This window comes from Arthrobacter sp. LFS091 (genome assembly GCF_047977885.1).
Lineage (GTDB): Bacteria > Actinomycetota > Actinomycetes > Actinomycetales > Micrococcaceae > Arthrobacter.
The window spans coordinates 1-18723 of record NZ_JBFPFP010000011.1 but is presented as its reverse complement, the minus strand read 5'-3'; the positions used below and the strand labels follow the sequence as shown (position 1 = coordinate 18723).

Here is an 18723-nt window from a genome sequence, read left to right as displayed (position 1 = left end):
ACGGCGGTCCCCCCTCCGCCGTCGTCGCCACCTCCCGCCGGTCTTCTCTCTAGACTGGTTTGTCAAAGGAGACACCCCCAATGAACCCCCTCGTTAACTCGCTGATGGTTCGGGCGGCCGATGCCCCCGCCATCAAACCCGCAGTGGAGCTGGGAACACCCCTCTTGCTGACCATCGCAGCTGCAGGCATTGCACTGCTCTTGGTGCTGATCATCCGCTTCAAGATCCAGGCTTTCGTAGCCCTCCTCGCAGTGAGCATCCTGGTGGCCGTTGCCGCGCAGATTCCGCTGAAGGACATCTTCACCGTGGTCACCAACGGTGTGGGCAGCACTATGGGCAAGGTCGCTTTGTTGATTGCCCTCGGCGCCATCCTTGGCCGGATGATCGAAGTCTCGGGCGGCGTGCAGTCTCTGGCAACCCACTTCACTGAGAAGCTCGGGGCCAAGCGCGTTGCGGTGGCGTTGACCGCCGTCGGCTTCCTGGTTGCCATCCCGGTCTTCTTCGAAGTGGGCGTGATCGTCCTGGTGCCCATCGTTTACGCCTTCGCGAAGATCGCCAAGGTCCACCCCGTTAAGTTCGGCCTCCCGATGGCCGGCATCATGCTCTCCATCCACGTAGCCGTCCCACCGCACCCGGGCATCGTTGCGGGCGCGGGTGTCTTCGGAGCCGACATCGGCCTCATCACCATGATTTCCTTGATCATCTGCGTGCCGCTCGGTTTCCTGTCCTACTGGGTTGCCAGCATCATGAACCGCAAGGACTACGAGCTCCTTCCCGGCGTCAAAGCCCAGGTTGAAGAATTCGGCTCCGATTCACTGGTCCGCGTCGGCCACGACGGCCCCGGCGCCCGCGCCATCGCTCCGCCGCGCCCCGGACTGATCATGTTCCTGATCGCCGCTCCGATTGTGCAGATCCTCCTCGGTACTGTTGGCACCCTCACCATCGCCAAGGACAACTACTGGTACGGGGTGGCCTCGTTCATCGGCAACCCGTTCTTTGCGCTCCTCGTGGCCGTGGCCCTTTCCTTCTTCCTGCTGGCTGTTCGCCGCAACTGGTCACTCAAGGAAACCGGTGAGATCTTCGAAGGCGCGCTGCCTCCCATCGCCTCCATCCTCATGGTGGTTGCAGCCGGTGGCGTGTTCGGTGAAGTCCTCCGCACCTCGGGTATCGGTGCCGCGCTGTCCCATACGCTGGACAGCCTTGGCCTGCCGGTGATTGTGCTCGGCTTCATCATCTCCCTGGCGCTTCGCGCCGCCCAGGGTTCGGCAACCGTAGCTATTGTGACCACCACCGGCCTGCTCACGTCCGCCGTCATGGAAGGCGGCTACACGCCCGCCCAGATCGCAGTGATCGTGATCGCCATCGGCTTCGGCGCACTGGGCCTGTCACACGTGACCGACGCAGGCTTCTGGACAGTCATCCGCTACTACGGCCTCACAGTGTCCGACGGCCTGAAGACCTGGACCGTCCTCACCACCATCCTTGGCTTGGCCGGCTTTGTCCTCACCTACGTGGCCTGGATCCTGGTGGGAGGCCTGGGCCACTGATGCGCGCTTCCCTGGACTCAATGGTCGCCTCTGCACTGGCCTCCCGCTCCGCAGTTCCGGCCTTCACGTGCTACGACTTCACCACCGCCCTGGCCGTGGTTTCGGCTGCCGAGGAAGCGCGGCTGGGCGTCATCCTGCTGGTTGCGCCCAAGACGGCTTCCACTCCCAACGGACTCCGCCTGATCAAAGCCCTCCGCGGCCTGGCGGACTCCGCAAGCGTCCCGGTGTCCGTCCAGCTGGACCACGCTTCGGATCTCAAGGTCATCCGCGATTCCGTGGCCGCCGGTGCGGACGCCGTCCTGGCCGATGGTTCGTCGTTGCCGTTCGAGGACAACATTGCCCTGGTCCGCAAAGTCCGTGCCGCGCTGGACGCTTCCGGACGCACCGACGTCGTGATCGAAGCGGAACTGGGCGGGCTGGCCGGCGATGAGGACAGGGCATTCGGTACCGCCCGTGAAACGCACGACGCCGGTACTCCGGTTGAGGAGCTCACCAACCCCGCGCAGGTGGCCGACTTCGTGGAGCGGACGGGTGCGCAGTTGCTGGCTGTCGCCGTCGGCAACGTGCATGGCAAGTACAAGGGTGAGCCCAATATTCGTTGGGATGTACTGCAGGACGTTGCCTCGAAGACCGGCGTCCCGTTGGTACTGCACGGCGCTTCGGGCATCCCGGCGGACGAGCTCGCCAAAGCTCCCTCGCTGCGGGTCGGCAAGGTGAACTTCAACACTGAACTACGCACCGGCATCCTGTCTACCCTTGAGGCGGAAACCGCGGCATACCGGGCAGATGGCGAGAATCTCCAGGGTTTGTTGGCGCGTTGGAACGGCACTGCGGGCGCATTCGCGGGCGCCACGCTGGAGCTGCTGAGCGCCTGACGGCCCGGTCCCAACAACACGGGAGGCTAGGATCAGACCATGATTCTGGCCTCCCTGATTTTCGCCCTGATTGCGGCTTTGCTTCACGTATTTATCTTCACCATGGAGTCCATCACCTGGACCAAGCCATCCACGTGGAAACGCTTCAGCCTCACCTCGCAGGCCGACGCCGAGACCACCAAGCCGCTCGCCTACAACCAGGGGTTCTACAACCTCTTCCTGGCCATAGGCGCGTTGATCGGCATCATCGCAGTCTGGGCCGGGGCTCCACAGGTAGGTTGGACCCTCGTGTTCAGCAGCTGTGGGTCGATGCTCCTGGCAGCGCTGGTCCTCGCGGCCAGCGGGAAAAAGTACCTCCGCGCAGCCACCACCCAAGGCATTACGCCGCTGCTCGCCGTCGTCCTGGGCGTTTTGGCCGTGACGCTCGGCTAGAACACGTTGGTGGCCCGCTGTTCCGCTGTTGGGCAACGACGGAACAGCGGTGCCGCGACGTGCGTGTTGAAATTAGTGCTCCGGGGGACCGGCCTGGGCTGCGGCGTCATCCATCCACAGCACCTCCCAGTGGTGGCCATCGAGGTCGCGGAAGGCCCTGCTGTACATGAATCCGAGATCCTGGGCGTCATACGTCTCTGATCCGCCGGCCTCGAGGGCCTTGTTCGCCAAAGCATCTACATCTTCGCGGCTCTCGGCGGAAATGGCGACAATGGCCGCCGTCGAATTCTTGGTGTCCGCGATGGGCTGCTTGGTGAACTCGCTGAACTTGGCGTGCGTCAGGAGCATGGCGTAAATGGTGTCGCTGAAGACAACGCAGGCAGCAGTGTCATCTGTGAAGTTGGGGTTGATGGAATAGCCAAGTGCTGTGTAGAAGGACTTGGAAGCCTCGAGGTCGCTGACAGGCAAATTCACGAAAATAGAGGTAGTCATGGCTATGATCCTGCCGGTGTTTCCGTAGCCCGTCCAGACCCTTCTCTCCAGAGCGGCAGCGGCACAACCCTGAGGCTTCGCCCGGATTCGTCGAGGACATGGCCAAGGCGCTTGTATGTCCGGACTACCGCTTGCCGGGAGATCACCGTGCTGCCTGGTGCCCGCTCGGCCAATTCGCGCTCAAATGCCTGTGCCTCCAGGTAGTCCCGGACCCACAACGTGACCACCAGGTTGTGCGAACCGAGCACCTGGGCGCTGAGCCTGCAGTTCGTCTGTGCAGCGAAGTAGCGGCCAACGTCCTCCACGTACTGTGCCGGAACATTGAGCATAAGCGTCACTTCCCGTAGGCCCCGGTTCGCCGCAGTGGACGCATCGCACCTCAGCGTGATGTAGCCGGACGCCAGAAAGCGTTCCACGCGGCGTCGGGCAGTTTGCGGCGAGACGTTGCAGGCTTCTCCCAGTTCAGCCCATGAGGCACGTCCGTCGTTGGCCAGTTCCTCAAGCAACGAGGCGTCCAGGTGATCCGGCGAGTAGCTTGCCGGTGCTGTCTTGGCTTCAGCTGAGACCAGCCGCGCGCGTGCGGGTTCAAGTGTTCCACTGCGCCATTCCGAGGCCTGCCGGTAAAGCTTGGTGACGAAGACGACCTCCCGATGGGTGAGGCCAGGCAGCACAGGAAAGGCTCCGGTCACGATGTCCATAAGTTCCTCGTGGCTGGACGCAAAGCAATCCATGAAGACATCGTGGGAGCCTGTGACCATGGAAACGGTGCCGAACGCCGGCACCTCACACAGCCTCTGTATCAGGGCTTCGCTTTCGCCGGGCAGAGACGAGAGCTGGATGAAAGCGGACCATCCGGCACTGAGGTAGCGCTGTCCCGGAGACGGCGTGATCCATGCCAGTCCTTGTTCGGCCAGCGCCTTCCAACGCCTCGCCACAGTAGGGCCGGACAGGCCCAGGGCATCCGCAATCCGGCTCCATTCCGCCCGCGGATTGATCTGGAGGGCATTCACGATTTCGAGGTCCAGCTCGGAAACTATGGCCGATTCGTTCAATACGCACTTCCTCGTGTGGGTTTCAAACAATTTGAACGTCAGCATAACTGACAGCCATAGCGTTGTGACTCGCATCACCACCGGCGAATCCGCCCAGGACCCTAGGAAGCTCATGGCAAGCAAGACAGCACCACCGGCAGCGGCCACTACGCGCAAAACCATCGCAGGCATGATCCTGGCGATGGCTCTCATTGAATCGCTCAGCGGTGTCACCCAGGGGTATCTAAACCCCATCCTGCCCGCACTGGGACCGGTCTTCGAGATTGATGATCCCACCATCAACGGCATCTTCCTCATCTCAAATGTGAGCTTTGCCGTCCTCACGCCCATCATTTCAAGGCTCGGCGACAGCTACGGCTACCGACTCATACTCCGCTGGTCCACGGGTGTAGTGACGGTCGGTGTTTTGCAGATGGCGTTGTGGCCGACGCTATGGACGGTGACCTTAGGTGTAGTGATGTTGACCTGCGTGGTGGGCTTCATCCCGCTCATGATGGGTGTCCTTCGAGTCACCAGCCCCGCCCACATACGCACTGGCGTCAGTGTCATGATCGGCATGCTCATGATCATGGTGGGAGCCGGCGGACTGCTGGCCGGAATCGTTGGTGTCACCAACCCAACACTCGGATTCTGGGTGGCGGTGCCATTCGCGGTCATCGCCTTTGTTTGCTCGTTCCTGCTGCCCGACGCCGGAGTCCCGACCCGTGAGGGAATGGCCCTTGCGCCGTTGCTGGCTTGCGCAATGGGGCTGATCGGCTTCGTGGTGGCGCTCTCCATGGCGCCTGAATGGGGTTGGCTGGACGCCCGCACCCTTGGGGCTGGCTTGCTGGGGCTTATCCTGCTGGCCTTCTGGGTCAAGCGAGACTACGGCAGTGCCGCCGGTGGGCGGTTCATGGACCTCCGAATGCTGGCCACGCCGCGGATCCGCGCCATTTCCGTGGCAACGTTCTTCTTCGGCTTCGCTTCTATCAGCTACTTCGGCACTAACGGCATCTTCCTGCACTCCAACCCGGACAAAACAGGGTACGGGTTCGCTCTCAGTCCGCTGATGATCGCGATTGTCCTTGCCCTGGCATCCGTACTTTCCTTGGTCGCGTCCCTTTCGACGGCACGGGCGCTGCGGAAGTTCGGAGAGCGGCCCACGTTGGTCTTTGCCGGCGTTCTGCTGGCTGGAGGGTTCCTGGTCATGATGTTCGCGCACGACTCGTTCGCCGGATACTGCGTCGGCTTTGCCATGTTCAACCTCAGCCTGGGCATGTACCAAGCGGGCACCCGCTCGCTGTCCGTGGAAGGAGTGCCCTTGGAAGAAACGTCAACAGCCGCCGGACTCAACGAGTTGGCGTTGTCAGTCGGCATCGCCGTGGGCGCAGCAGTGGTCAAGCTGTTGTCGTCCGCCTCTGTGGCCAACGGACGGATCACCGAAACCGGTTTGCTGACCATCTGGGGAGCCCTCGCCGTGGCGGCACTGATCGCCGCAGCGGCCAGTGCCCGGTACCCGAAGCGACAGGCCGCCGAGGTGACGGCATGACCGCCGGGCTGGACAGCGAAACTGCACGGTCCGCCGTCGTGCCCGCCTCCCTGGCCGACGTCCAGGCTGTAGTGGAGCGCGAAGTCCAGCGATGGAAACCGGACATTCTGGACCTTAGCCACGCCATCCACGCCGACCCGGAACTGGGTGGCCAGGAATTCCGTGCGGTCAAACGGGTCAAGCGGGTGCTCCGAAAGGCCGGGTTCACCTTCGACGAACAACAGCCGGAACAGCCCACCGCGTTCAGCGCGCGCTTAGGATGCGGTCAACTGGTGGTAGCACTCTGCGTTGAATACGATGCGTTGCCCGATATTGGGCACGCCTGTGGTCACAACGTCAACGCGGCCAGCGCGGTGGGCGCAGCGTTGGCTCTGGCCGCTGTGGCCAAAGAGCTGGACATCACCGTCAAGGTCCTGGGAACTCCGGCGGAAGAGACCACCGGGGGAAAGGTGGACCTGATCGAGGCGGGCTTCCTCGACGACGTCTCACTGGCCATGATGGTCCACGCCGGCGCAGCGGATGTGGTGGGCGGCTCGTCATTGGCCATGTCCATGTGGGACGTCGTCTTCGAAGGCCGCCCGGCGCACGCCGCAGCAGCGCCGTCCGAGGGCGTCAACGCGTTGGACGCGCTGGTGGTGGCGCAGTTGGCCATGGCCTTGGCCCGGCAGCAGCTGCCCGTTGGCTCGATCGTGTCGCTGATCGTCACCGAGGGTGGCAGCGCCGTCAACGTCATTCCGGAGCGCTCCCGGGCAAGTGTGGAAATGCGGGCACCCGGTATTGAGCAATTGCGCCTCATCCAGGACAAGGTCCGGCGCTGCCTCGAAGCCGGTGCGCACGCGAGCGGCTGCACCCTGCAACTGAACTCCCAAGGCAACGACTACGCAGAACTGCAGCAGGATCCGTTCCTGTCCGGGGCGTACCAGGAAGCAATGAAGGCCACGGGAAGGGACGTAGTGTTCAACACCGACCCTGTAGCTTCCACAGACATGGGCAACGTCTCCCAAAGGGTGCCATCCATTCACCCCATAGTGGGCTACGACGTCCGGGGCGCTGTGCACCACACGGCCGAGTTCGCAGCATTCGGCGCCTCTGCGGGCGCCGACAAGGCGGTCCTTGATGGATCGTTCGGCATGGCCGCTGCGGCGTGCGCTGCGGCCATGGACGCGGAGCAGCGGAAGTGCCTGCTGCATAAGACACCCGGGTAGGGCTCAAGCGGCACGCCTGCTGGCCCCCTGTCCTAAGCGGGCGGACAATGGAGGCAGCGCGCGGTGCGCTCGTAGGGAGAGCCATGGATAGAGCCAGGCAAACACACCCTGCCACCGGCCTGTATGAGGCTGTGCGGCGGGATCCGGCGATCGACCTTGTCCGTTTCACCTGCCTGCTCTTGGTTGTTGCCGCGCACTGCATGATGGTCAGTCCTGTCCTGCACAAAGACGGCACGGTTGAGACACAAAACGTCCTCATGGACCAAAGCTGGTTCACGCCAGTGCTCTGGCTCCTCATGATTGTTCCGTTGTTCTTCGTGATGGGCGGGGTGACCGGGCTTCAGTCGTGGCGGCGGCTTGCGGCCCGCGGGGGAACGGGCTTCGATTTCGCGCAGCTCCGGCTCCTGCGCCTGGTGCGCCCCGCCATGGCCTTGCTTGCACTGATGTGGGGCGGTCTATGGGTGGCGTTGCTCATGGGGGTACATCCCCAGGTCATTCAGCTCATGACCGCTGGTGCCGCGATGCCTCTGTGGTTCCTTGCGGCATTCCTGACCGCGCAACTGAGCATTCCGCTGATGGCCCGGTTGCATCAAAAGTCGCCGTTCGTTGTTTTCGGTGTCCTGGTGGCAGCGATTATCACTGTTGATTCCCTCCGCGGAGCCATTCCCGTGCTCGCGTTCACCAACATGATTTTCGTTTGGTGCGCCGTCCAGCAGCTGGGTTTCCTGATGGCCGACGGCTTCTTCGAGCGACGCAGCCGCACGTGGCTCGTGGGCGCAGCCGTGACCAGCAACCTCCTGCTGGGTCTCGTCACCGGCGTGGCCGTATATCCGGGAAACATGGTGGTGAACATCAACCCACCCAACCTCTGTTTGCTTCTCTTGGGCATCTCCCAAACAGCAACGCTCCAGCTGCTCCAGCCGGCCGTGCGGTGGGTTGCCAGTGCCCGATGGGTCCAAACCGTAATGGCGCTCGCCGGCCGCAGATCCATGACCATCTACTTGTGGCATCTTCCGCTGCTGGTGGGATTCTCGGGCCTGCTGTTGCTGACGGACCTGCCGATACCCGACGCCAGCACTGCCGACTGGTGGTGGGCGCGGATTCCCGTCTTCGCCGCGGTAGTCACCTTGCTTGTCCCGGTCGTGTGGCTTTTCGGCCGGCTTGAGGAACGTCCGACGGCGGCCAACCACGCGCGCGGTCCCTCACGTGTCGCTGTGGTGACGGCCGCCGTCGTGGTTTTCGTGCCGGTCGCTGATGCCGCTTTCAACGGCCTGACGCTTTCCCTCCTGGGTGGGGGAGCAGCCTGCTTCGCGCTCGCTGTCCTGCTGCTGGGCAGGGTTCCGACGCCGCAGCAGGCCGAGCCGGAAGCAAACGCTACGGAAAGGAGTGAGGCCCAGGCGCCCACGTTGCCAGCGCCTGATTTAAGTGCCAATCTCGAACCATGACCGAGTACACGGATTCACTGGCAGAGTCGTTCCGCGCTGGCGTCACTACGGTGCGCAACGACAAATTTCACCGCTATGAGCTTCACGTAGACGGCGAGCTGGCGGTGATCTCCCAGTTCCTCGACAGGCCCGGCCACATCGATTTCATTCACACCGAAACCAAGCCCGGCTTCAACGGACAGGGCTTGGCCAAAGTGCTCGCCCACTTTGCCTTGGACGACGTAGTGGCGTCCGGCAAACGCATCATTCCGCACTGCCCCTATATCGCGGCCTACCTGAAGAAGCACGAAGGTTACGAACAGGATGTCGATTGGCCTGCAGAGCCGCCCACCGGCGAGCCCGACAACGAGTAGCGGGTTAGCCGGCCGCCCTGATGTAACTGAGCTTCACACGGGCACAGCATTGGTCGGTGACTTCGGCGTTGCTTCCGGTGCTCGTGGCCCTGACGGAAAGGCGGCTCACAAGTTCCCCTCCGCTGCGGGCCTCATGCTCGGAGACTTTGTGGCTGAACGAGATGGAGCTCATGCCGCCCGCGGGGAGGTCGCCCATGTCGAAAGGTGACGTGATGGCGGCGAAGATGACGGCGCCTACCTCGGTTGTGGCCTCGAGGGGGCGTGCCGGAAGCAGGCTGGTATCCAGCAGCGTCTCTACGTCATCGTTAAGGATGTTCGCGGTGAAAGTTACCACTTGGCCCGCGCACGCCTCCAGGACATCCGGTGTGTAGACCAAGGTCAGACTTGGGAGGGTGTCGGGAGTTGCAGCCTGCGGCGGCGGGGCGTCGGCGCTGGCGGCAAAGTCAGACGCCAGGTTCCCGAGCCGTGACAGCCAAAGCGAAACAGTGGCAATCGGAAGCCCCAGTAGCTCGGCCATTTCCTCAGGACAATACCCATCACCCAGGGCCACCATGAATTGGTCATAGATGGTCCGGCGTGCAATCGTTTCCGGCACGCGGAATTCCCCCTGCTTACTGCTTTTTGAATGCCTCCTGCCCTAGCCACGGTATAGCTCGGAGCTAGGCCCCGGCAAGGTGGGCCTGGGGCTGGTATCCGGAGGTCCGGGCGGGGGCTTGGTATCCTGTGGGCCCAAAAGGCCAGTCCTTTCGCGTCCCGCTGAGGGAGACGATGGCATCGTGCTCATCGAGCACTGCGAGGCCGCGGCACGTACCGCGCACCTGCATGGCACTGATGATGCTGCCGCCGTGAACGTGATCGGATTCCGTCACCAAATAGGAAAAACTGCGCATGACTGACTGGCCCGGGGCCAGGAGTCCGATGCGAAGGTCCCGTTCCACCGGCTCCGACGTGTATGCCAGCATCTCCATCCCCTCATTTGTGAAGGACCTTGGCACCAGTGTGATATCCCGGACGTGACTTGTGGAGTCGTTGGTGATCCACGCCGTAAAGATGACGGTATCGCCGGGTATGGCCACTGGCCGGTCCGCTCCGTAGACGAGGGCGACATGCCCCGCGTTCTTCTTCCGGGCCAACGGCCCTGAACGGTTGGTGGGCAAAGACCGGACAATCTCGTTCTGTTGTTCGAGCAGGTTTTTGTGGGTGGCACGCATTAATTTCAGGAAAGGGCGTGGGCGCCTGACGACCATGGATCCTCGCTTGGCTTCTGGGGATGGGAAGTTCTCGCCTAACAAGTAATGCGAGGGCCCGGATCGTGATGCGAAAAACCAAGTTCTCTACAGGGCAGCGGTCGCGGATTCAAGTCACACAGCTTGTGATGGCACACTATTGTTTATGGATCAAGTATTAGCGGGTGGGGCCGGAGGGGCGTCCCTGACTTCCGCAGAGGCCTCAGGCAGTGATCCCCAGATCATCTCGTTGGTGCGGCAAGGCGTCACGGAGGCCTTCGATGTGCTCTATCAACGGCACCTGAAAGTTGCCCAGTACGTTGCCCGTGCACAGACTGACAACCCAAGTGACGCCGATGACGTTGTTGCCGAGTCATTCGCCGCCATCTTCCAGCTGTTGAAGGAAGGCAAGGGCCCAAAGGAGTTCTTCCGTTCGTACCTCCTGACCGTGGTGCGGCGCACTGCCCACGACAGGAATCGCAAGGCCCGCCGGATGCCAACCGCGGCGGATGACGCCATTCTCGATTCTCCGGTGCTGGATGATGACCCCGTCATCGGCGCTCTCGAGTCCACCATCATGGCCAAGGCGTTCAAATCGCTGCCTGAGCGCTGGCAGGCCGTGCTGTGGCACTTGGATATCGAGGGGTTGAAACCCTCGCAGGCCGCGCCCTTCGTCGGGCTCACGCCAAATGGCGTTTCGTCCTTGGCTACCCGGGCCAGGGAGGGCCTTCGGCAGGCCTACTTGCAGCACCACATCAGCCAGACAGTTGACCGGGCCTGTGATGAGTACGCCAGCCAGCTGGGTAAGTATGCCCGGAATGCGCTGAAGCGCACTTCGCAGGAAAAGGTCGCGGCCCACCTGGATAGTTGTGCCAAGTGCACCGCCTTGCTGATTGAACTCAACGATGTCCAAGGCGGCATGCGTGCCATCCTGTTCCCGCTGTTCACTGGGCTGGCCTTCACACCTGGTGTCATTGCCGCTATCGGAGCCGGAGCAATGTCCGGGACTGCATCTTCGGGTGCCGGCAGCACCGCAGTGCCGGGCAATGCTTCCACGGCGGGACTCCGTGGGATCAGCAAAGCATGGCAGCTGACGGCGTCGCTTGTCTTGGGAGCAGTCGCGTTGGCCGGACTCCTTGTCTGGTTGTTGCAGATGAATACCGGTTCACAATCGACAGTTGAAAACCAGGCAGTTGCCACTGTTCCTCCAGGACAGGAGTCGGCAGCTCCGCTTGAGTCGGCAAGGCCGTCTGTTGAGCCCAGCGCCGCAGCGGAGGACCCAGAACCGGTTCCCGAATCGGACCTGCCTGTGGCAGCAGCGCCGGAACCACCCGCCGTCGTGGTTCCCTCGGCGGTGACACCCTCGCGGGGTGCCGTTGTGGTGGGCTCCGGTACGGTGTTTTCGACGACGGCGCCTGCAGCAACCGCTCCGGCGGCGTCTCCGAGCCAAACGGTTGATGCGACGTTCAGTGCCGTTGTTGGTTCCACCCCAACAGGCAGGGAGCTTCGGGTGGCGTTCTCCCTCCAGGGCGACGGAACTCCGACGTCGGCCGAGGCTGTCTTTGCGTTGCCGGATCAGTCGACGTTCGTGGCAGGCAGTACGTTGGCTCCGGCGGGATGGACATGCGCCGCCACCGATACCACGATGCGTCGGATCCGATGCACCACTGACTCCCTTGACCGCGGGAGTCTCGCGTTCAAGCTGGGAGTGTCCATGCCTGCGAAGGCCAACAGCGGAACACTGAACTACCTTTTTGGCGGGCAGAATATCGTCACCAAGACGTTTGCGAACCAGTACGGATAAGCGTCCCTGGCCGAGTATCTGAGCGGTTCAAAAAACTTTCTAAAAATTCTCTTGTTTTTCGCGTCACGAACTGACGGCAACCTCCACTAGGCGTTTGGGTCACCGCGTATCGGGGTCCCCGCTGAACAGCCTGGGCTTTCAGCGACACGAATCGTCTGTTGCGCGTACTGGACTACTGGTGAGTAGCCCAAACGGGACGTCGAAGCCCTCCTAGGGCCGGCGCCCCGTGTGACCGAAAGAAAACAAGAGAACCCATGAAACACACACGTCCACAGAAACTGCTGGCGGCTGTCGTCGCTACAGCAGTGATGTCATTGGGGGTAGGTGGCGCTTTGGCCCCGCCCTCCTTGGCGACTGTCCCGGGGTCGCCGGGAATTACCCAACCAGGAACTCCGGTCTACACGGAGGACTTCTCCAACCAAGACGCCACCGGCGGCGCCATCAGCCTCCTCAATTACACGGGCGGGGCGAAGGCGGCCAATGAAACGTACACGGCTGATACCCCGTACACGCCAGCTGGCGGGCAGTGCGACGGGTGGATCCTGAATTCATCCACCCCACTGCCCACGTCGGACGCTGGCTGTGTCAATAACCAGCCTGATGGCTGGGGACAGATTCGTGACATGGCCGTCAAACTGGGCCTTGCGCAGGGAATGACAGCAGCAGAGGCCGCCAAAAACCAGGTCCTGTCTGAGTACACCAACGCAAGCAACGGCAGGATCACGGCTGGAACAGAATTCCGCACGAAGTCCAACACGATCCCGGCCATTGCCGGCCACTACTACGCTGTTTCGGCCTACTTTGCGCAGGTCAACTGTCACGCCGCCCACGCCAAGGAGACATTCAGCCTCCTCGTCAACGGCACGCCACTTGTCCTGGGTACCGGGCTGGATCCCTGTGGAACCAACACCACCAACGGTGGAGTCACCGAAATCACCAAACTGCAGTCCGGGGCCTACCAGGTCCCGCAAGGCACGACTCCTTCGCTGGGCCTGGAAGTGCGCAACGAAGCCACCAGTGGCTCGGGCAACGACGTCGCTTTCGACCTTCCCCAGATCGTGGACGTTACCCCGCAACTGGACAAGTCGTTCTCTCCCGCGCTCATTGGGCCCGGTGGAACCTCCACGTTGACGCTCACGGTCACCAACACCGATGACGTCAAGGCAAAGACCGACTGGTCCGTCACGGATACCCTTCCTGCCGGGCTGAAAATCGCAAACGCGCCGAACATTGGCGGCACTTGTGTCCAAGCCGCGGGAACCAACCCGTTTATTCGGACCGCCGTTGCAGGCAGTGACGTCCTCACGGTAACCGGTGGCGACCTGGCTGACGCCGTGGCTTCGTGCACCATCACCGTGGACGTCACGGCTGCGGCCGAGGGCACCTACGTCAATGGTCCGGCCAACATCGTCACCAATCTGAACCCTCCGGCAGATGCCACCCTGGTGGTCAAGGCCCCGCGCCTGCAACTGAGCAAGGCGCTGGACGCCACCCGCCTGATGGATTCGGACCAGTTCACCACTGAAATCCGTACCGGATCCGCGACGGGACCTGTTGTCAGCAACACTGCCAATGCGACGACGTCGGGTACGGGATCCACTGTTACTGCGGGTACGGGTGTTACCGGAAAATACGTCGCTGACGCAGGTGCAACGTACTACCTGACGGAGTCCGGAACCAACCTGTCCGGCTACAGCAAGGTGATCAGCTGTGTTGACGCCAACGGACTCCAGGCAGGCTTGCCCACCGGCGCCGTCGTAAATGGCGCTTACTCCCTGGTGCCGGTTGCTGGCGCCGACATCAGTTGTGTTCTCACCAATACGGCCGTACCGGCACCGGAACTGGCATTGACCAAGTCCGCTGACGCCTCGGCTATCAACTCACCGGCGGTTGTTGGTGACAAGATCACCTATACCTTCACATCGAAGAACACGGGCAACGTACCGCTGACGGGTGTCACCATCAACGACCCCCTGGCTGGACTGTCCCCGCTCGCCTACACGTGGCCGGGAACTCCTGGCACCTTGCTGCCGGGTGAAACCGTGACCGCAATGGCTACATATGCCATCACGCAGGCCGACATCGATGCCGGACACGTAGCCAACCTTGCCACCACCACGGGTAATCCTCCGACAGGTCCTCCTGTTACCCCGCCGCCTGCAGGTACCGATACCCCGCTGACCCCGGCTCCGGCCATGGAGTTCAGCAAGTCCGCTGACGCTTCGGCCATCCAGTCGCCGTCGGTTGTGGGTGACAAGATCACCTACACCTTTACCGCGAAGAACAGCGGCAATGTGTCCCTGAGCAACGTTTCCATCAACGACCCGTTGGCTGGCTTGTCTGCTTTGACGTACACCTGGCCGGGTGTCGCAGGAACCCTCCTGCCCGGACAGACCGTCACAGCTACGGCAACGTACGCCATCACGCAGTCCGACATCAATGCCGGCCATGTCGCCAACACGGCGACTACCACTGGTACTCCGCCCACGGGCCCCGCGGTAACCCCGCCCCCGGCTGGTACGGACACCCCGCTGACTCCGGCTCCGGCTATGGAGTTCAGCAAGACTGCTGACGCTTCGGCTATCCAGTCGCCGTCGGTTGTTGGTGACAAGATCACCTACACCTTCACCTCGAAGAACACCGGCAACGTTCCACTGACCAACGTCTCCATCAACGATCCGTTGGCTGGGCTGTCGGCTCTGACCTACACCTGGCCCGGCACTCCCGGCGAGTTGCTTCCCGGCCAGACCGTAACGGCCACGGCAACGTACGCCATCACGCAGGCCGACATTACGGCCGGCCACGTCGCAAACTCTGCAACGACCACGGGTACGCCGCCCACTGGCCCTCCGGTGACTCCTCCTCCTGGAACCACCGATACGCCGCTGACGTCAACTCCGGCCATGCAGTTCAGCAAGTCCGCTGATGCTTCGGCTATCCAGGATCCGTCTGTTGTTGGCGACCTGATCACCTACACCTTCACCTCGAAGAACAGCGGCAATGTCCCGTTGAGCAACGTGTCCATCAACGACCCCTTGGTTGGGCTTTCGCCGCTGGTTTACACCTGGCCCGGCACCCCGGGCGAGCTGCTTCCCGGCCAAACCGTGACCGCTACGGCAACGTACGCCATCACCCAGGCCGACATCGACGCCGGTCACGTCGCCAATGCGGCAACCACAACCGGCACACCGCCATCAGGACCGTCCGTAACGCCTCCTCCGGGAACCACGGATACCCCGTTGACCCCGGCTCCGGCCATGAAGTTCAGCAAGTCCGCTGACGCGTCCGCAATCCAGAACCCGTCTGTTGTGGGTGACAAGATCACCTACACGTTCACGTCCACGAACACGGGCAACGTGAAGCTCACCGGCGTCGTCATTGATGACCCGCTGGCAGGTCTGTCGGCTTTGACCTACACCTGGCCGGGTGCTGCGGGCGAACTGCTTCCGGGCCAATCGGTGACGGCTACGGCAACGTATGCCATCACGCAAGCTGATATCGACGCCGGTCACGTAGCGAACGTTGCTACGACCACTGGTACTCCGCCCACCGGTCCCGCGGTAACCCCGCCCCCGGCTGGTACGGACACTCCGTTGACGGCCGGTCCGGCCATGGAGTTGACCAAGTCTGCTGATGCTTCGGCCATCCAGTCGCCGTCGGTTGTTGGTGACAAGATCACTTACACCTTCACCTCGAAGAACACGGGTAACGTGAAGCTCACCGGTGTGGTCATCAACGATCCCTTGGCGGGTCTGTCGGCATTGACCTACACCTGGCCGGGTGCTGCGGGCGAACTGCTTCCGGGCCAATCGGTGACGGCTACGGCAACGTACGCCATCACGCAGGCTGATATCGACGCCGGTCACGTCGCCAACACGGCGACTACCACTGGTACTCCGCCCACCGGTCCTGCGGTAACCCCGCCTCCGGCCGGCACGGACACTCCGTTGACTCCTGGCCCTGCCTTGACGTTCACCAAGTCCGCCGACGCTTCGGCAATCCAGGATCCTTCGCAGGTTGGTGACGTCATTACGTACACCTTCACCTCGAAAAACACGGGCAATGTGAAGCTCACCGGTGTGGTCATCAACGACCCGCTTCCGGGCCTCTCGGCATTGACCTACACCTGGCCGGGTGCTGCGGGCGAACTGCTTCCCGGCCAGACGGTGACGGCTACGGCAACATACGCGGTTACACAGGCTGATATCGACGCAGGTCACGTGGCCAACAGTGCTACGACAACCGGAACGCCTCCCACTGGCCCTCCGGTAACGCCTCCTCCGGGAACGACGGATACCCCGTTGATTCCGGCTCCGGCGATGAAGTTCACCAAGTCCGCTGATGCTTCGGCTATCCAGTCGCCGTCGGTTGTGGGTGACCAGATCACCTACACGTTTACGTCCAAGAACATAGGCAACGTCAAGCTCACCGGTGTGGTGATTGATGATCCACTGGCTGGCCTGTCTGCACTGACGTACAGCTGGCCCGGAACTCCAGGGGAGCTGCTGCCCGGCGAGACTGTGAGGGCTACGGCAACGTACGCCGTGACACAGGCTGATATCGACGCCGGTCACGTCGCCAATGGCGCGACCACCACAGGCACTCCGCCGGTTGGTCCGCCTGTCACGCCTCCTCCGGGAACCACGGATACTCCGTTGACCCCGGCTCCGGCCATGGAGTTCAGCAAGACTGCTGACGCTTCAGCCATCCAGGATCCGTCTGTTGTGGGTGACCAGATCACCTACACGTTCACCTCGAAGAACACGGGCAATGTGAAGCTCACCGGTGTGGTCATCAATGACCCGCTTCCGGGCCTTTCGGCATTGACCTACAGCTGGCCGGGCACGCCCGGCGAGTTGCTTCCGGGCCAGACGGTCAGCGCTACGGCAACGTACGCGATCACGCAGGCTGACATCGATGCAGGCCACGTTGCCAACACCGCAACCACCACGGGAACCCCGCCAACGGGGCCCGCAGTGACGCCTCCTCCGGCTGGCACGGATACTCCGTTGACCCCGGCTCCGGCCATGGAGTTCAGTAAGACCGCTGATGCCTCGGCTGTCCAGGATCCTTCCAAGGTTGGTGACGTCATTACGTACACCTTCACTTCGAAGAACTCCGGCAATGTGAAGCTCACCGGTGTGGTCATCAACGACCCGCTTCCGGGCCTCTCGGCATTGACCTACACCTGGCCGGGTACCCCGGGCGAGTTGCTGCCCGGTCAGACGGTGACGGCTACGGCAACGTATTCCATCACCCAAGCTGATATCGACGCAGGCCACGTTGCCAACGCGGCGACCACCACGGGAACCCCGCCCACGGGGCCCGCAGTGACGCCTCCGCCGGGAACCACGGATACTCCGTTGACCCCGGCTCCGGCCATGGAGTTCAGCAAGACTGCTGATGCTTCGGCTGTTCAGGATCCTTCAAAGGTTGGTGACGTGATTACGTACACCTTTACTTCGAAGAACTCCGGCAACGTGAAGCTCACCAACGTTTCCATCACGGATCCGCTGGCCGGTCTGTCGGCTTTGGCATACACCTGGCCCGGTACCCCGGGCGAGTTGCTGCCCGGTCAGACGGTGACGGCTACGGCGACGTACGCGATTACGCAGGCTGATATCGACGCCGGACATATTGCGAACAGCGCCACGACCACCGGTACGCCTCCCACGGGGACGCCGGTGACGCCTCCTCCGGGAACCACGGATACTCCGTTGACCCCGGCTCCGGCCATGGCATTCACCAAGACAGCAGACGCTTCCGGTATTCAGAACCCGTCGGTTGTAGGCGATCGCATCGTCTACACCTTCACGGCCAAGAACACGGGAAACGTCACGCTGACTAACGTGTCGGTCACCGACCCGCTGGCTGGTCTCTCGGCTCTTACGTACTCCTGGCCTGGAGCGGCAGGAACACTCCTGCCCGGTCAGACCGTGACGGCTACGGCAACGTATGCCATCACGCAGGCCGATATTGAAGCCGGCCATGTTGCGAACAGCGCCACGACCACCGGTACTCCGCCGGTTGGACCGCCCGTGACGCCTCCGCCGGGAACGACGGATACTCCGCTGACCCCGGCTCCGGCGATGCAGTTCACCAAGAGCTCGGATGCCTCCGCCGTTCAGAACCCTGCAGCTGTTGGCGATACCATCACCTACAACTTCACGGCCAAGAACACGGGCAATGTGAAGCTCACCAACGTTTCCATCACGGATCCGCTGGCTGGTCTCTCGGCCCTGACGTACATCTGGCCGGGTACTCCGGGCGAGTTGCAGCCAGGCCAAACGGTGACGGCTACGGCAACCTACGCGATTACCCAAGCTGACATCAACGCAGGCCACGTGGTTAACGCTGCGACCACTACAGGCACTCCGCCGGTTGGTCCGCCTGTCACGCCTCCTCCGGGAACCACGGACACCCCGTTGACCCCGGCTCCGGCGATGCAGTTCACCAAGACGGCTGATGCCTCAGCCGTTCAGGACCCGTCTGTTGCAGGCGACAAAATCACGTACACGTTCACGGCCAAGAACTCCGGCAACGTGAAGCTCACCAACGTCTCCATCACGGATCCGCTGGCTGGTCTTTCGGCGCTGGACTACACCTGGCCCGGTACTCCGGGCGAGTTGCAGCCAGGCCAGACGGTGACGGCCACGGCAACGTACGCGATCACGCAGGTTGATATCGACGCCGGTCACGTGGCGAACGCTGCGACCACCACAGGCACTCCGCCCACCGGTCCGCCGGTGACGCCTCCTCCGGGA

At 62.5% G+C, this 18723-nt stretch carries 13 protein-coding genes; 9 read left to right on the top strand and 4 right to left on the bottom strand.

All coding sequences use genetic code 11. From position 1 onward, the window contains the following. Nucleotides 1–80 precede the first annotated feature (80 nt). Genes ACNQOP_RS18825 through ACNQOP_RS18815 form a run of 3 tightly spaced genes read left to right on the top strand, consistent with a single transcriptional unit; the run spans nucleotide 81 to nucleotide 2854 of the window. Complete coding sequence (locus ACNQOP_RS18825) at nucleotides 81–1547, top strand: GntP family transporter (protein WP_349470829.1); 1467 nt, start codon at nucleotides 81–83, stop codon at nucleotides 1545–1547. Then, complete coding sequence (locus ACNQOP_RS18820) at nucleotides 1547–2422, top strand: class II fructose-bisphosphate aldolase (protein WP_416405425.1); 876 nt, start codon at nucleotides 1547–1549, stop codon at nucleotides 2420–2422. The genes ACNQOP_RS18825 and ACNQOP_RS18820 overlap by 1 nt, the downstream gene beginning before the upstream one ends. A 39-nt stretch (nucleotides 2423–2461) precedes the next feature. Further along, nucleotides 2462–2854 carry a DUF1304 domain-containing protein gene (locus tag ACNQOP_RS18815; protein WP_284986889.1) on the top strand — a complete coding sequence of 131 codons (393 nt, stop codon included), beginning with the start codon at nucleotides 2462–2464 and terminating at the stop codon, nucleotides 2852–2854. A 72-nt stretch (nucleotides 2855–2926) separates the two neighbouring features. Here ACNQOP_RS18815 and ACNQOP_RS18810 read toward each other — a convergent pair whose 3' ends face one another. Then, entirely contained in the window at nucleotides 2927–3346 is a 420-nt protein-coding gene (locus tag ACNQOP_RS18810; protein ID WP_284986890.1) for a VOC family protein, read from the bottom strand. Nucleotides 3347–3348: 2 nt separating this feature from the next. Beyond that, nucleotides 3349–4398: an Lrp/AsnC family transcriptional regulator gene (locus tag ACNQOP_RS18805; protein WP_284986891.1), complete on the bottom strand. Its 1050-nt coding sequence runs from the start codon at nucleotides 4396–4398 to the stop codon at nucleotides 3349–3351. A gap of 112 nt (nucleotides 4399–4510) precedes the next feature. Here ACNQOP_RS18805 and ACNQOP_RS18800 point away from each other — a divergent pair, with 112 nt between their 5' ends. The 4 genes from ACNQOP_RS18800 to ACNQOP_RS18785 all read left to right on the top strand — a co-directional run bounded on the left by ACNQOP_RS18800 (nucleotide 4511) and on the right by ACNQOP_RS18785 (nucleotide 8929). Continuing rightward, the gene (locus ACNQOP_RS18800) at nucleotides 4511–5926 is read left to right on the top strand and encodes an MFS transporter (RefSeq protein WP_416405424.1); all 1416 of its coding nucleotides are present in this window, start codon (nucleotides 4511–4513) and stop codon (nucleotides 5924–5926) included. After that, entirely contained in the window at nucleotides 5923–7131 is a 1209-nt protein-coding gene (locus ACNQOP_RS18795) for an amidohydrolase (protein WP_416405423.1), read from the top strand. Before ACNQOP_RS18800 ends, ACNQOP_RS18795 begins: the two co-directional genes overlap by 4 nt. An 83-nt stretch (nucleotides 7132–7214) precedes the next feature. Next, a complete protein-coding gene (locus tag ACNQOP_RS18790) occupies nucleotides 7215–8576 on the top strand; it encodes an acyltransferase family protein (protein ID WP_416405422.1) in 1362 nt (453 codons plus the stop codon). Further along, entirely contained in the window at nucleotides 8573–8929 is a 357-nt protein-coding gene (locus tag ACNQOP_RS18785) for a GNAT family N-acetyltransferase (RefSeq protein ID WP_235520283.1), read from the top strand. Before ACNQOP_RS18790 ends, ACNQOP_RS18785 begins: the two co-directional genes overlap by 4 nt. 4 nt (nucleotides 8930–8933) lie before the next feature. Here the strand turns inward: ACNQOP_RS18785 and ACNQOP_RS18780 are convergent, their stop codons facing one another. Together ACNQOP_RS18780 and ACNQOP_RS18775 are read right to left on the bottom strand one after the other, a co-directional pair. After that, complete coding sequence (locus ACNQOP_RS18780; RefSeq protein WP_416405421.1) at nucleotides 8934–9524, bottom strand: hypothetical protein; 591 nt, start codon at nucleotides 9522–9524, stop codon at nucleotides 8934–8936. Between the two features lie 64 nt (nucleotides 9525–9588). Then, a complete protein-coding gene (locus ACNQOP_RS18775; RefSeq protein ID WP_235520281.1) occupies nucleotides 9589–10140 on the bottom strand; it encodes a hypothetical protein in 552 nt (183 codons plus the stop codon). A gap of 181 nt (nucleotides 10141–10321) precedes the next feature. Here ACNQOP_RS18775 and ACNQOP_RS18770 point away from each other — a divergent pair, with 181 nt between their 5' ends. Continuing rightward, nucleotides 10322–11959 carry a sigma-70 family RNA polymerase sigma factor gene (locus ACNQOP_RS18770; protein WP_416405420.1) on the top strand — a complete coding sequence of 546 codons (1638 nt, stop codon included), beginning with the start codon at nucleotides 10322–10324 and terminating at the stop codon, nucleotides 11957–11959. 254 nt (nucleotides 11960–12213) lie between these two features. Further along, the coding region (locus ACNQOP_RS18765) for a hypothetical protein (RefSeq protein WP_416405419.1) at nucleotides 12214–18723 on the top strand (6510 nt) is incomplete at its 3' end.